This is a genomic window from Chelatococcus sp. YT9, assembly GCF_018398315.1.
Lineage (GTDB): Bacteria > Pseudomonadota > Alphaproteobacteria > Rhizobiales > Beijerinckiaceae > Chelatococcus.
The window spans coordinates 932,008-946,338 of sequence record NZ_JAHBRW010000001.1 but is presented as its reverse complement, the minus strand read 5'-3'; the positions used below and the strand labels follow the sequence as shown (position 1 = coordinate 946,338).

Genomic DNA, 14,331 nt, shown 5'->3' with positions numbered 1-14,331 from the left:
GGCGCATCTGCGACGATGGCCGGCGATCAGCCGGCCTGAACAGGCGGTTCTCCTGGAGGCAAACGATGGCGCACGCGCTACAATTCTACATCAATGGTGAATGGGTCGCGCCCAGCGGCAAAGCTACGCTCGACGTGATCGATCCGTCGACCGAAGAAGCCTTCGCGACGATCGCTCTGGGCACGGAAGCAGACGTTGACGCGGCTGTTGCCGCGGCGCGCGCCGCTTTTCCCGCATTTGCGGCAACCTCACGGGAAGAGCGGCTGGCGCTCATGCGGCGGCTGCTGGAGGCTTACAAGGCGCGCTATGATGATGTTGCGAAGGTCCTGTCGCAGGAGATGGGTGCGCCGCTGGCCTTCGCCCACCGCTCGCAGGCAGCGATGGGCACAGCCCACTTGTCCAAGACGATCGAAGCCCTGGAGAATTTCACCTTCGAGGAGCTTCGCGGCACGACGCTGATCGCACGAGAGCCGATTGGTGTCGTGGGCATGATCACGCCTTGGAACTGGCCGATCAACCAAATCATGTGCAAGGTCGCGCCGGCGCTCGCCACAGGTTGCACTATGGTGCTGAAGCCGAGCGAGATCGCGCCGCTGAACGCGATCATCTTCGCCGAGGCCATGCACGACGCAGGCGTGCCAAAAGGCGTCTTCAACCTCGTGAACGGTGACGGCCCCACGGTGGGCGAGGCCATCGCTCGCCACCCTGGTGTCGACATGGTGTCGTTCACGGGCTCGACACGCGCGGGCATTCTCGTGGCGAAGGCCGCGGCCGACACTGTGAAGCGCGTGCATCAGGAACTCGGCGGCAAGTCGGCGAACATCATCCTGGATGATGCCGACCTCGACCACGCCGTGAGGACTGGCGTTGAGGATTGCATGGGCAATTCCGGCCAGTCCTGCAACGCACCCACCCGCCTTTTCGTGCCGGCCGCGATGCATGATCGTGCGGTGGCCGTGGCGAAGGCTGCCGTGGAGCCCCTGCGGGTCGGACCCGCTTCTGCGGAAGGCACGCGCCTCGGGCCTGTCGTCAGCGAGGTGCAGTTCAACAAGATTCAACGCCTCATCGAGGCTGGCATCAAGGAGGGGGCCGATCTCGTTGCCGGCGGGCTCGGACGGCCTGAGGGATTGAACCGTGGCTATTACGTGCGCCCGACTGTTTTTGCCAACGTGACCGACGACATGACGATCGCGCGCGAGGAGATCTTCGGGCCGGTGATCTCGATCCTGCCGTATGAGACGGAAGCTGAGGCCGTGGCGCGGGCCAATGACACGCCCTACGGGCTGGCCGCCTATGTGCAGTCCGGCTCGCTTGAGCGGGCACGCCGGATCGCCGCGCAGATGCGGGCAGGCAATGTCTATATCAACTATCCGGCATGGGACGCCGGCGCGCCGTTTGGCGGCTACAAGCAATCTGGCAACGGGCGCGAGTATGCCGATTTCGGCATCCACGAGTTCCTGGAGATCAAGGGTACCGTTGGCTACGGCGCAGCCTGAGCTTCCGCGAGCAGGCCTGCTCGGGCCTCGAACTTTCTTAAAGCCTGGCTTGTCCCGGCTTTTTTGTTTGCGCTGGATGCGGCCGCCGATTGGTCCGGTGTGCGACAACGGTGCCTCGGTCGTGGGATGCGGAGAATTTAGGCACGCTCTTGAATGTCGACCGCCCAATGCATTGATGAGCGTGGACGCACGTCGGGAGCCAGCCTGGAAAGACAGGATTTGCCCGGACGCGCGACCCGACAGATCAATGCGAGGCCGAGCGATGTTCACATGTACTGGCTATGCCGCCGAGGCTGCCGATCAAAAACTTGCGCCTTTCACGTTCCAGCGTCGGGATCCAGGCCCGAACGACGTTGTCATCGAGATTCTCTACTGCGGTGTCTGCCACTCCGATCTTCATACGGTTCGCAACGAATGGCAGAATACCCTTTTCCCAAGCCTGCCCGGCCACGAGATCGTGGGCCGCGTTCAAGCGGTCGGCACGGATGTCACCCGCTTCAAGGCGGGTGATATCGCGGCAGTCGGGTGCATGGTAGATTCCTGTCGAACCTGCCCAAGCTGTCGCGAGGGATTGGAGCAATATTGCGTGCCGGGCTTCACGCAGACATACAACAGCCCGGACAAGGTATTGGGAGGCCCCACCTTCGGGGGCTATTCCAGCCACATCGTGGTGGACGACGCGTTCGTGTTGAAGGTGCCCGCGAATCTCGATTTGGCCGCTGCGGCGCCATTGCTGTGCGCGGGTATCACGACCTATTCGCCGCTCCGACATTGGAAGGCCGGCCCTGGCAAGAAGGTGGGCATTGTCGGCCTGGGCGGCTTGGGACACATGGGCGTGAAGCTGGCCCATGCGATGGGGGCGGAAGTCGTGCTGTTCACCACTTCTGCGAACAAAGTCGGGGATGGGCTCCGGCTTGGCGCTGATGCAGTCGTTTTGTCCACGGACCCTGCCGCCATGGCCGCGCAGGCGGAAAGCTTCGACCTGATTGTCGATGCCGTGGCAGCGCCGCATGACATCAACGCCTATCTTGGGCTCATCAAGCGCGACGGCACGCTTGTACAAGTCGGTGCGCCTGAGAAGCCGTTGCCCGTTTCGGTCTTCAGCGTGATCTGGCGCCGCCGGAATTTTGCCGGCTCACTGATCGGCGGGATCGCGGAGACGCAGGAGATGCTCGACTTCTGCGGCGAGCATGGCATTACCGCCGATATCGAAATGATCTCGATCGACAAGATCGAGGATGCTTACGCCCGGATGCTGAAGAGCGACGTGAAATACCGCTTCGTCATCGACATGGCGACTCTGCCGAAGGCTGCCTGAATACGGGCGGGGGCGACGGTCTGCGCCCATTCACGCTGGGCCCGGCGGCTTTTCATACCCAATGCAGGGTCGCCGCGGCCAGCACTGCATAACGCCCGACCTTGGCAACGGTCACCAAGGCCAGAAAGACCGGCAGCGGCTCGCGCAGGACCCCTGCCATCACCGTCAACGGATCACCTACAATTGGCATCCAGCTAAGAAGCAGAGACCATCTGCCATAGCGCTGATACCAACTTTGCGCGCGGTGGAGCGCGCTCGCTTTAACGGGAAACCAGCGGCGGTCCTTGAAGCGCTCGATCCCCCGTCCGAGCATCCAATTGACGACGGACCCCAGGACGTTTCCAAGGCCGGCAATGCCGATCACCAGCCAAGGCGTGTAGTCGGCCAGCAGCATGGTGACGAGTACTGCTTCGGACTGCATGGGAAGAATGGTCGCAGCGGCTAATGCCGTTGTGAATAGCCCGAGATAGACGGCGACAAGGCTCATGGACGACGATCACGTGAGTTGGGACTTCATTGCGGTACACCGCAATTTATCGACTGGGAACGTGTAGCGCCGCTTTGGTTCGCGGCTTAAGGTCGCTCTGGCGGCGCCAATGCACGGCTCGCCTCCGAATTGCCATGGGCGGGAGGGGATGTATGGAGACGACCGCGGTTCTTATTGTCGGTGCCGGGCCGGTGGGTCTCTTGCTGGCCAATCAGCTACAGCGTCAGGGCGTCGCGTATGTCCTCATCGACCGGCAGTTGGAGCACAGCTTTTTTTGTAAGGCGCTGGGCGTCACGGCCCGCACGCTCGAGATATTCGATGATCTCGGCATAGCTGACGAGGCGATCGACCGGGGCGTCTGGCTGCGTGGCCTGAGGACCTTCGACAACGGCGAGCAAGTCGCTGCCTTTGATCTTCCTGAGAGAGATCTTCCGTTCGGCGCCCTGTCACTGGCGCAGTATGAGACAGAGGAATTGCTGGAGGCGAGCCTCCGCCGCCATGGCGGCGATGTCGAGCGCGGGTGGCGGCTGGGCAGGTTCGTAGAAGAAGCGGGCGGTATTGAAGCCGAACTGGTGCGCGAGGGCGACGACTCGGTGACACGCATGCTGAGATGCCAATGGCTTGTCGGTTGCGATGGCGCTCACAGCCATGTTCGCGCGGCGCTGGGCTTGAGTTTCGATGGAGGCAAGTTCCCCCAGACCTTTGTACTCGGGGACCTCGATGTCGACTGGGCGCTGCCGCGCGGCTACTTCTATCGCTTCAACACGCATCGGGAGGGACAGCCCGCCAACTCGCTGGCGGCGGTGCCCGTCCATGGCTCCGTCCGGCGCTACCGCCTTTCAACCATGCTGCATGATGGGCCGGAGCTCGACTTGCCAGAGGGCAGCGAAGCAACGCCGCCGGACCTGGAGCGCCTGACGGTCATCGTGCAAGGCTGCCTGCCGCAAGGCACGCGTTTGTCGAATTTGCGATGGTCATCGCTCTATCGCGTGAGCCACCGCATCGTGTCGAGCTATAGCAAGGGGCGCGTGTTTCTTGCGGGCGACGCGGCGCATATCCACCCGCCAGTGGGCGGGCAGGGCATGAACACCGGGCTGCAGGACGCTAACAATCTGGCCTGGAAGCTGGTGCTTGCAGCGCGCGGTCTGGCTGCCGAGGGACTTCTGCAAAGCTACGACGCCGAGCGGCGTCCGGTTGGCCTCGATGTGGTCGAGGGAACGAGCCGGGCTCTGAACGCGGTTCTAGCCCAGCAGGCCACCATGCCGGGCGTTAAGGAAACCCAGCTGCTCGTCAGTTATCCTGATAGCCCGATTACGGTCAGAACCAAAGCCGGTGAGGAGACCGGACTGCAGGCGGGAGACCGGGCGCCGGATGCTTATGGGCTCAGCCGGCCATTCGTCGCCCATCCGGCTCGACTCCATGAGCGGTTCGCAAAGGGGAAGCATCTTCTCCTGTGCTATGCGGGGGGAGAAGGCGTTACACCTTTCTCGGCGCTCGTCGAGCAGCTCGCCGCCCGGTTGCCCGGTTACTCCGGTAGTCTGGGTATCGTTGCCAAGGGGGCTTCCCCGAACGATGAAGAGACAATCCCGCTTCTATATGACGCGGCCGACAGCTTCCGCACGTCCTACAACGCAGTTCCGGGCATGACCTGGCTTGTGCGGCCAGATGGTCACCTGGCCTGGGTCGGGCACGCGGGGGATGTTGCGGAGTTTTCCTCCGCGCTCGACCTGGTGGCGGTCGCCCCCCCGGTTGCACTATGATTTGGCTTTCCTTGGGGCATTGGCTTTACCGGGAGAGCCGGCTTCACCGAGAATAGCCGAGACCGCCAACCGGGTGCGGTCCAGATGTGTCGCGAGGAAGTCGAGGCTGGCGGGATCGCGTGCGAGAACCAGCTCCATCAGACTGCGATGTTCCGCGACGAGATCCTGCCCTATCTTGGCGCGATCCATGCCCGACAAACGGAGCGCACGGTAGCGCTCCGTTTGGTCGACCATCTGGTCGATAAGCCGCAACAGGCGGGGCGACGGCGCGGCCTTGATGAGGCTGAAGTGGAATGCACGGTGACGTGCCTCCCATTCCATCACCGCGCTTGGCTGATCAGCGACATGGTAGGGGAGTGGTGCCTTTTCCATGCGGTGGCAGGTCGCGATGATATCCGCCTCCCAGTCATCGTCCCCGAACTGCAGCGCCAGCCCTAGAGCCTCGCGCTCCAACGCGATCCGAATGCGGTAGACATCCTCGACATCACTGATCGACGGACGTGGCACGCGAACGCCGCGGTGGCTGGCCGCTTCCAGGAACTGCTCGCCGACCAGGCGCGCCAGGGCCTCTCGCAACGGACTGATGCCGCATTCATACCGCGCAAGCAAATCGCGCGTCAGCAGCGCCGAGCCAGGCGGAAGCTCTCCGGAGAGAAGGTCCGACTTGATGGATCGATAGACGTTCTCGGCGACGGTTTGTGCCGATGGCTGGGCAGAGAGCGCATCACTCATGCCCCCCTTCTACCAGAGTCGGAAATCGGACGCCAGATTCCATCATGAAAAGAATTTTCCAAACTATTGACGATTATGGAAATGGTGTCATGATCCTTGAAAGTCGACCAGGGAGATTTTGATGTGGGCGTTGACAACGGCCGAGTTTGGGAACGAGCCGACTGCATGTCTCATGGTGGGCGACACGCTCTATCCGCTCAATGAGCTTGCTGCGGCCCATGATGTCGCTCTTCCGGAAACGGTTGCGGGTGTCTTCGCCGACTGGGCCCGTTGCGAGCCTCTGCTGGCGGATCTCGCCCATGACGCAACCGGAGGCCGGAGGGTGGCGGAGATCCAGCTTCTCGCGCCGCTGCAATATCCCGGGAAAATCTTGTGCGCCGGCGCGAATTACTATGATCACATGGCCGAGATGGGTTTTCCCGGCGTCACCAAGGACAGCCAGCGGCTCTTCTTCTTCATGAAGCCGCCGCGCAATGCGATTGTCGGCCCGGGCGCGACGGTTCTGATGCCGCGCGGAACGCAGGCCTTCGACTGGGAAATCGAGCTCGCCGCCGTCGTCGGCAGGACGGCACGGCATGTGTCCGTAGACGAGGCGCTTTCCTATATTGCCGGATATACTGTGGCGATCGATTTTTCAGCGCGCGACTTCAACAAGGCGCCGGAACAATTCTACAAGCTTGACTGGGTTGCGGGGAAGGCCAACGATACCTGCTGCCCGATTGGCCCGTGCATAACGCCCGCGTCGCTCTTTCCGAATCCGCAAGCAGCCAGGCTTCGCCTTTCGGTCAATGGCGAGCTCAAGCAGAACGGTAGCGCTGAGCAGATGATCTTCTCGATAGCAGAGCAGGTTGCGCGTGCGTCGGAAATCATGACGCTGGACCCTGGTGATCTCCTGCTGACTGGTACTCCCGCGGGGGTCGGCGTGCCCAAGCAAACCTTCCTCAAGGTCGGGGACAGGGTGGATGCGGAGATTGACGGCATCGGGAAGCTTTCGGTCACTATCGCGGGTGAGGCCTGAGATGGGATCGCGCCCTGTCGCCTTCGTCACCGGAGGAGCGTCGGGAATAGGCCGAGCCACGGTGCTTCGCCTTGTGGCGGACGGCTTCCATGTGGCGGCGGCCGATCTCAATGGAGCGCTGTTGGACGAGCTGGGCGAAAGCGAGGAGCACGTAACGACCCATTTGGTCGACGTGCGGGAGCGGTCGCAAATCTCCGCAGCGATGGCCGTCTATCCAAAAATTCACGCGCTCGTCTGCGTCGCGGGCATGTATCAGCCGCGACGCTTCGAAGACATCACGATCGATGACTTCCGACTGATGCTGGACGTCAACCTTCTCGGCGTTTTCATTGCAGCGCAGGAAGTTTTGCAGTGTATGTCAGAGGGTGGGCGTATCGTCACGGTTTCTTCACGCGCGGCGATCGGTGGCACCAACTTCGCGCACTATGTGGCTTCAAAGGCCGCGGTGGTCGGGCTGACCCGCGCGATCGCGATGGAATTGCGGTCTCGTCAGATTGCGGTGAACTCGGTCGCTCCCGGCTTCACGGACACACCGATGACACGCAGCATGCCCGCGGACCAATATGCTGCGGCCCAGTCGCTGGAGCCGAGCGGGGCAGCCGCCGATCCTGACGATATCGCCGGCGCGATCGCCTTTCTTGCTAATCCAGCCACACGCTTCATCACCGGCCAGACGTTGTTTGTGGATGGTGGGAAATCGCTGGGTGGCCTTAGCATGTAGTCACAGCACGTAACGAATCTGCCAATTGGTGATCAACAGCAATTACAAGAAGAGGGGATCTTTGATGTTCAAGTACAGCAAAGCGATCGCGCTTGCCTGCGCAGTCACCTTCGGCGGATTGACCGCCGGTGCCGAGGCAGCAACACAGCTGCGGATCTCCACAGCGGCTCCCGATCAATCCCCGTTGACTGATGCATTCCGCCACATCAAGAAAAAAATGGAAGAAGCGTTTCCGGGCGAGGTGACAGTATCCGTTCATCCGGCCTCGAGTCTCTTCCGCCAAGGCACGGAGTTACCGGCGATGCAGCGCGGTAACCTCGAAATGGCTTCCCCGGTTACCTTTGAGATCGAAGCGCAGCTTCCGGAGTATGGCGTGTTCTCGTCAGGCTACGTATTCCGCGATCCGGCCCATATGCTGAAGGTGTTCAACGGTCCGATCGGCGAGGAATTCTACGCCAAGGTTGCCGACAAGATGGGGCTCGTCATTCTCGACACGGCCTATCTCGGCACGCGGCAAGTTGGCCTGCGTGACGTCAAAAACATCAAGACGCCGAAGGACTTCTCCGGTGTGAAGCTGAGGATGCCGCCGGGAGCGGGTTTCCAGACCCTGGCACGCGCGATGGGCGTGACCCCGCTCGCCATGCCGATAACGGAGGTTTACCTTGCGCTGCAAACAGGCTCGATCGACGGCCAGGATAATCCTGCCAACATGACGCGTGATTGGAAATTCAACGAAGTTTCGAAGGAAGTGGTGCTGACGCAGCATATCGTGCAGCCTGTGTTCATTGCGATCTCGAAGACCGCCTACGACAAGCTGACGCCTGACCAGCAGAAGGCGTTGCGTGCGGCTGCCAAGGAAGCTACGGCGATTGAAGTCCAAAAGACCATCGAGGACGAGAAGTCAGCAGTCGAGGGCTTCAAGAAAGCGGGGATCGTCGTCTCCGAGCCAGATCTGGAACTCTTTCGTGCCAATGCGGCGAAACTCTATAAGGAAGAGGGCTATGAAACGAAGTGGCAGCCCGGCCTGAAGAGCAAGATCGACGCCATACAGTGACACAGTTCGCGTTCTGAGTCCTCGTAACAGGAGCGGGCCATGAGGGGTCGTGTCGCGCAGGTGGCCGCAAAATTCGGCCGCTTCGCCGAGATCGTATCCAGTCTAATGTTCGCCGGCATATTCGTTGTCTTCATCGTTGGCATCGCGATGCGCTATCTCTTCCACAAGCCGCTCATGTGGACCGATGAAGTGACGATATTACTTCTACTATGGTGCACATTTTTGACGGATGCGTTTGTTGTTCGCTCCAGCGACCATGTTGCCTTCGATGTCGTCTGGGATGTCGTGTCCTCAAGAACCCGCCGGGCGATCGGAATTATTGGACGACTTCTGTTTGCATTGGTATTCGCAGCGGCGCTGCCAACCGTAATCGACTATGTTTTGTTTCTCTGGCGCGAGCGCACCGATGTGCTGGAGATCCGGCTGGACATCGTCTTTTCCTGCTTCGTGATATACATGGTCATGGTTGTTGTGCGGCTCATCGCGCAACTCATTGAGTTTTGCGGGCCTCACTGGCGACAACATGTCGCTGCGTCCGACGCATCCAGTACGTCCAATGTGATTGGTTGAAGCGATGAGCACCAGCCTGATCGTGCTATGCGTAGCCTTCGTCGTGGGAGCGGTTCTTCGCATCCCGGTCGTTCTGACGATGTTCGGGAGCGGCATTGTCTATCTCTGGGCGAGCGGCCAGGACGTCGGTCTGCTCGTTGATCAGACATTGAACAATATGATGGGCATGAATGCGATGCTCGCTGTGCCCATGTTCATCCTTGCCGCCAATATCATGAATGCCGCGACCATATCGGAGCGACTCTGGTCGGCAGCAAATCTTCTGGTGGGACGGCTGCGGGGTGGCCACGGCCATGTCACCGTTCTGATGAATGTGGCGATGTCGTCGATGACCGGCAGCGCGGTATCGGAGGCGTCAGGTGCCGGCATGGTGGCCATCCGCATGATGCGGAACCAGGGTCATTATCCCGGTGGCCTTGCCGTGGCGGTGGCATCGGGAGCGTCGTTGCTCGGCCCCATCATGCCCCCCTCCATCCCGCTCGTGCTATACGCAGTCATTTCCGGCGCTTCGGTGGGCGCGCTATTTCTCGCTGGCATCATTCCGGCCTTCTTGATGGCGCTGTCGCTTAGCATCCTGATCTCCATCATGGCGCACCGTCGCCACCTGCCGCGCGCCGGCGAGGTTGCACGAGGAGATAGGCTCAAGGTTATCGCCGGGGCTCTGGTGCCACTGACGCTACCCGCCGTGTTGTTGGGCGGCATCTGGAGTGGCGTCTTCACGCCGACGGAGGCTGCCTCGGTCGCCGCGCTATGGGCCATGCTTCTTGGCTTCATCGTCTATCGCAATCTCAATATAAAGTCCTTGCTCGCCGTCTTCCTGGAATCGTCCAGGCAATCTGCCGTCGTGATGATGTTGATCATCAGCTCGTTCATTATCAATTACGCCATAACCAACGAAGGTCTTGCGGACAACATGGCGGCTTGGATCAAGGCCATGGATCTGTCGCCTCTCCAGTTCATGCTGCTGGTCAATGTGCTGTTCCTCGTCCTGGGTACAGTGCTCGACGGTGCGGTGATGCTGATGGTCTTCGTGCCGGTCCTTCTTCCATCCGTCCATGCGCTCGGCATTGACCCCGTACATTTCGGCGTGATTTCGATCATCAATTTCATGATCGCAATTATTACGCCACCCTATGGACTTATCCTGTTCGTTTTGTCGACGTTGACGAAAGTACCGATGCGCGAAATCAATCGCGAAATCTGGACGTTCTGCGTCCCACTGACGGCGGTTATGTTTATCCTCGTCCTATTTCCTCAGCTCGTTTTATTTCTTCCGCGCATGTTCGGCTTTCAGTAAGGCTTGAATCTGCCAGCAGCGGTGAGATGCGTAGCTCCGCCACCGCTGCACGACCGCTCTCCAACGGAGACATTCCATGATTATACGATCTGCTGTACTCGAGGGGCACGTAGCTCTCGAAGATCAAGAGACCTTCGACCGCAGCATGCGGCAGCATGTGCTGCCGGCGATCCGCAGCTATCCGCGGTTGCGAGAGGTCAAGTTACGGAAACTTGCCGTGCCTGAAGCCGGAGCGCCTGATGTTTACATGACCTTCGATCTTTATTTCGACAGTCTGGCGGATATGGATGCCGCACTGGCGAGCGAGACAAGGCAAGTTGTTCGCAAGACGATTTCCGATAACATGGCGTCGTTCAGGGGCCGTGTTTATCATCTTGTTTTCGATGAGGACGTATAGATGCCTGAGCGCCTGCATCCCTCGTCAAGGCCAGCTGACGCCGTGGGCCAGCGAGACCTTGAGCTGAAGCTCTCTCTCAGAAGTCGTCCGAGGTGATGAACTGGATCCGGGTTCCATTGTCATTGATCGGCGGCCGAGCCTCGGACGGGGCAGGCGCCGGTGCCGGCATAGGCGAGCGCTGCAATGGTGCTGCGGATGCGTGTGGCGTGGGTGCCGCTGGGACCTTCTTGCCGTTCGGCGCGTCTACGCTAGTGGCGGAGGGAGGCGCAGGACGGTTGGCGGCCCGCTGGGCGCGATAGGCGGCGACCAACTGGTCCGAGCTACGCATGGCGCGTTGGCCGGGCGCTGCGGGTTCTGGAGCTTCCCGCACGATGCGGCGGGCCGGCGCGGACGGCTCGTTCGAGGGTTCGATCGAGGCGGCTGAGCGCGGGGTTATTGCCGGGAGAGGGGGGCTCGCGGGCCGCGGTTCAGCAGGGGTGGGCTGCCGGGGTGCAGAAAACACGACCGGGCGCGTTTCCGTTTCGGGGTAGGAAATCGGCGCGGATGAGCGGAGTGTGGGTGCAGGCTGCGCTGGTGCCGGGGCGGGCAAGTGCGCGACCGCGCTTCGTGGCAGCTGGGCCAGGGCCTCGAGGTGCAGAGCCGGCGTCGCACGGGCCGCCTGCGCGATCCGTGCTTCTTCGAGCGCGTCGCGCAACGCCCGCTCGCGCTCTTCGCCTTTATCGCGCTTCTTGCGCTCGTCCTTAAGCAGGCCCAAGGCATCGCGCAGCGAGGCGACGATCTCCCCGGACGGCTCCGCGGTAGGGCTGAGCTGTAGCGAGGCCAGCGTCTTGTGCAATCGCTTAACCTCGGCTTCGGCAGCCTTGGCACGTGTTTCCGCAAGCTTTGCCTTCTCGGCCAGCCCGCCATGGAGTGCGGCTTGTTCCGTAAGCGTGCTGACGAGGCTATCGACCTTCTGGCGGAGGTAGACCTTTTCCTCGTCGGGTCCCTCCTGCACGCGCAGGGAAGCCCGCCCGTCGTCGCGCGCGAAGCTCTCTGCCACGACGGGCAGCGAGCGCGCCAGCGTGTGGAGCAGAGGCTGATCTTCTCCCGCCGGGGCTTTCTGCACGATGGCATGGATGAGAGCGTCGAGTGTCTTGGCTCCCTGCCACATCAGGCGCGCCATATCCGGGCGCTCCGCTGAAAGCGCCTCGGCACGGTCGCGCAACAATTCGGCGATGTCCTGGAGCCCGGGAGCGGCTTTCATCGGTTCGCTCGAGCCGTGCCGCTGCGGTGATGTCGGCACAAGGCTCGGACGAATGGCCGCGCGCATGAGAAGCGTCGGCAGCCATTGCCTCGCGAAAAGGCAAAACTCCATCGCCTCATCAATCGTGGGCGGCGTATCGGCCGTTAGGCGCTTGCACCAGCGCTCCCAACCGTTGAAGCTTTCTGACATCATCTCGGCGTCTATGGACATGGGGCCGGTGTAGCGTGATCGGTGCCAGACATCCAGCAGTTATGCGAATCGCTCGGAAGAGTACGGCATCGTAGCAATTGGTTAACGATGAACCTAGGCGCAAATGGTCGCTCAGAGCTGGCGGATGAAATTGGCGAGCTTTTGGCTCGCCTCCGCCCGATCAAGTCCGCGTTGCCTAACAAGGTCTTGGGCCGCTTGGCCCAGCTTCTCACGCTGCTCGCTGTCCCGGAGGAGATCGGCGGTCGTTTTGGCCAGTGATTCGCTATCGAAGAAATTCACAAGCCGCGCCGTTTTCCCATCGCTCATGAACTCGGCTACCGGCGGGGTGTCCGAGGCAACGATGGCGTGGCCCATCGCCATGGCCTCCAACGCTGACCAGGACAGCACGAAGGGATAGGTGAGGTAGAGATGGACCTTGGCCATCCGTGTGACCGCGACATAGTCGCGAAAGGGGAGGTTGCCCAGGAAATGCAGGCGCGTGTGGTCTATTTCCCAGCCCTTCTGCTGCAGCAGCAACTCTTTCCAGGTCTGGCCGTTTGCAGGCGTGGCGCCATAACCGCCCTTCTCCGATCCAACGACGAGAATATGGGCATCGGGAGCCAGAGACTGGAGGATGGGCACTGCGCGCATGAACGTATGGAAACCGCGATGCGGCTCCAGATAACGGGCCACGTAGGTGATGATCGGGGCTGAGCGGCGTATGCCGAGTTTTCGGCGCCATTGCGCCTCCCCAACCTCGTCGGCGACGAGGCCGCGGACGTCGATTCCCTCATGCAGGACGGCGATCTTGGAATGCATCTCCGCCGGATAGGTCGAGCGTTGCCAGATCGTCGGCGAGATACAGGCGACCGCGTCGTCCATCGAGGCAAGCTCGAAGGCATTCCGAACACGAAGCCGGTGCAGGATGTCGAGGGATTCGATGGGAAATTCCGGGTCGAAGCCGATGTCGGCGCCAGCACGGTGATAGAAGAACTCGCAGTAGCAGACCAGCCTGGCGCGTGGAAAGATGTCCCTCAGATAAAGCGCTTCTCCCCAGCCACTGTGGACAACCATGACGTCCGGCTGGAAGCCCGCGTGCTGCAACAGCCTTGCCTGAGCAGCGACAGCCGATGCGCGGCGCAGTCGGCCGCTGGCCTCATCGATCGACAGGTCGTTTGATTGCTGCACCATCGGTGCGCCGTAGCGATGGTAACGGATCCGGCTGTGCTGGAACTCGCGCGCGCCGATGCCTGCGACTTCCACATTCTCGGTGAGAAGCCGATCGACCAGTCCGGCGAACTGACCTGGGAAGTTCTGGTGGACGAACAGCACTTTCAAGAGAGAGAACCTTCTTGACCCTCGGTTTCGGTCGCCTTTTGCTGAGCACCCGCGGCTGCAGCAGGGGCCCTTTTCGCTGGCTCCTCGAAAACATGGTCGAGGTATGATGGGGCGTCCTTCTGCATAGCGATCGCCCAAAGGTCGAAGCTGTTGCCATAGGCAACCACGACGCGTGCGAAGCCTGCATCGACGAGCAGATTGCCAAGACGGTCCCGGCTGAAGGCGGTCTTGTGGCTCATGAAATGATTGCCGGCAGCCACCGAGCGGCGGTGGCCGAACATCATGTCGAGGGCGGTAATGGGACCGGCAGGCGACTGGTAAGCGACTTGATCAAGCTTGCCGTCCACCACGAGCTGGGCGATGGCCTCGATGTCGGGCATCGTCATCAGCGCAAAGCCGGTCTGGCGCAGCACACGGCGAAACTCCCGCAGTGCCACAGGCACGTCATGATCGTAGAGATGTTCGAGATTGTGCGAACTCCAAACGGCATCGACGCTAGCATCTGAGAAGGCCGAGAGATCGCAGATATCCGCCTCGACGTCCGGAGCGACGTTGGGGTCGATATCGACCCGGATCTCGCGCCATCCGGGGCGCCGGAAATGCGAATGAAGCTTGCGTGGGTTGAACACGCCGCACCCTACGTGCAGCACCGTCTTCGTGCGCGGTGTCGGCCCACCCGTCAGGAGCATGACCTTGTCGTCACTCATGGCT

The 14,331-nt window shown here is 61.3% G+C and carries 14 protein-coding genes; 9 read left to right on the top strand and 5 right to left on the bottom strand.

Annotated features, from left to right (window positions below; genetic code table 11):
• Positions 1-65: 65 nt before the first annotated feature.
• Together KIO76_RS04345 and KIO76_RS04340 are read left to right on the top strand one after the other, a co-directional pair.
• Positions 66-1,496 (top strand): aldehyde dehydrogenase family protein, encoded by a 1,431-nt coding sequence (locus tag KIO76_RS04345; protein WP_213321639.1) that lies wholly within the window; start codon positions 66-68, stop codon positions 1,494-1,496.
• 262 nt (positions 1,497-1,758) lie between these two features.
• On the top strand, positions 1,759-2,814 hold the full coding sequence (locus tag KIO76_RS04340; RefSeq protein WP_213321638.1) for an NAD(P)-dependent alcohol dehydrogenase: 1,056 nt from the start codon (positions 1,759-1,761) through the stop codon (positions 2,812-2,814).
• 52 nt (positions 2,815-2,866) lie between these two features.
• Here KIO76_RS04340 and KIO76_RS04335 read toward each other — a convergent pair whose 3' ends face one another.
• On the bottom strand, positions 2,867-3,301 hold the full coding sequence (locus KIO76_RS04335) for a YqaA family protein (protein ID WP_213321637.1): 435 nt from the start codon (positions 3,299-3,301) through the stop codon (positions 2,867-2,869).
• A 152-nt stretch (positions 3,302-3,453) separates the two neighbouring features.
• Here KIO76_RS04335 and KIO76_RS04330 point away from each other — a divergent pair, with 152 nt between their 5' ends.
• Positions 3,454-5,061 carry an FAD-dependent monooxygenase gene (locus KIO76_RS04330; protein ID WP_213321636.1) on the top strand — a complete coding sequence of 536 codons (1,608 nt, stop codon included), beginning with the start codon at positions 3,454-3,456 and terminating at the stop codon, positions 5,059-5,061.
• On the opposite strand, the gene KIO76_RS04325 is transcribed toward KIO76_RS04330, so the two are convergent.
• The gene (locus KIO76_RS04325; protein ID WP_213321635.1) at positions 5,056-5,793 is read right to left on the bottom strand and encodes a GntR family transcriptional regulator; all 738 of its coding nucleotides are present in this window, start codon (positions 5,791-5,793) and stop codon (positions 5,056-5,058) included. The two genes, KIO76_RS04330 and KIO76_RS04325, sit on opposite strands and share 6 nt — an antisense overlap.
• 121 nt (positions 5,794-5,914) lie before the next feature.
• Between KIO76_RS04325 and KIO76_RS04320 the strand changes: the two genes are divergently transcribed.
• The 6 genes from KIO76_RS04320 to KIO76_RS04295 all read left to right on the top strand — a co-directional run bounded on the left by KIO76_RS04320 (position 5,915) and on the right by KIO76_RS04295 (position 10,850).
• The gene (locus KIO76_RS04320) at positions 5,915-6,811 is read left to right on the top strand and encodes a fumarylacetoacetate hydrolase family protein (protein ID WP_249729480.1); all 897 of its coding nucleotides are present in this window, start codon (positions 5,915-5,917) and stop codon (positions 6,809-6,811) included.
• Between the two features lies 1 nt (position 6,812).
• The gene (locus tag KIO76_RS04315) at positions 6,813-7,532 is read left to right on the top strand and encodes an SDR family NAD(P)-dependent oxidoreductase (protein ID WP_213321634.1); all 720 of its coding nucleotides are present in this window, start codon (positions 6,813-6,815) and stop codon (positions 7,530-7,532) included.
• A 64-nt stretch (positions 7,533-7,596) separates the two neighbouring features.
• Entirely contained in the window at positions 7,597-8,586 is a 990-nt protein-coding gene (locus tag KIO76_RS04310; protein WP_213321633.1) for a DctP family TRAP transporter solute-binding subunit, read from the top strand.
• Between the two features lie 39 nt (positions 8,587-8,625).
• On the top strand, positions 8,626-9,156 hold the full coding sequence (locus tag KIO76_RS04305) for a TRAP transporter small permease (RefSeq protein WP_213321632.1): 531 nt from the start codon (positions 8,626-8,628) through the stop codon (positions 9,154-9,156).
• 4 nt (positions 9,157-9,160) lie between these two features.
• Complete coding sequence (locus KIO76_RS04300; protein WP_213321631.1) at positions 9,161-10,453, top strand: TRAP transporter large permease; 1,293 nt, start codon at positions 9,161-9,163, stop codon at positions 10,451-10,453.
• Positions 10,454-10,529: 76 nt separating this feature from the next.
• On the top strand, positions 10,530-10,850 hold the full coding sequence (locus KIO76_RS04295) for an EthD domain-containing protein (protein WP_213321630.1): 321 nt from the start codon (positions 10,530-10,532) through the stop codon (positions 10,848-10,850).
• A gap of 76 nt (positions 10,851-10,926) precedes the next feature.
• Here the strand turns inward: KIO76_RS04295 and KIO76_RS04290 are convergent, their stop codons facing one another.
• The 3 genes from KIO76_RS04290 to KIO76_RS04280 form a co-directional block, all read right to left on the bottom strand.
• A complete protein-coding gene (locus KIO76_RS04290; protein WP_213321629.1) occupies positions 10,927-12,285 on the bottom strand; it encodes a hypothetical protein in 1,359 nt (452 codons plus the stop codon).
• A gap of 129 nt (positions 12,286-12,414) precedes the next feature.
• The gene (locus tag KIO76_RS04285) at positions 12,415-13,614 is read right to left on the bottom strand and encodes a glycosyltransferase (RefSeq protein WP_291975778.1); all 1,200 of its coding nucleotides are present in this window, start codon (positions 13,612-13,614) and stop codon (positions 12,415-12,417) included.
• Positions 13,615-13,616: 2 nt separating this feature from the next.
• Positions 13,617-14,327, bottom strand: a complete 711-nt coding sequence (locus KIO76_RS04280) for a class I SAM-dependent methyltransferase (protein ID WP_213321627.1) — start codon at positions 14,325-14,327, stop codon at positions 13,617-13,619.
• Between the last annotated feature and the right edge of the window lie 4 nt (positions 14,328-14,331).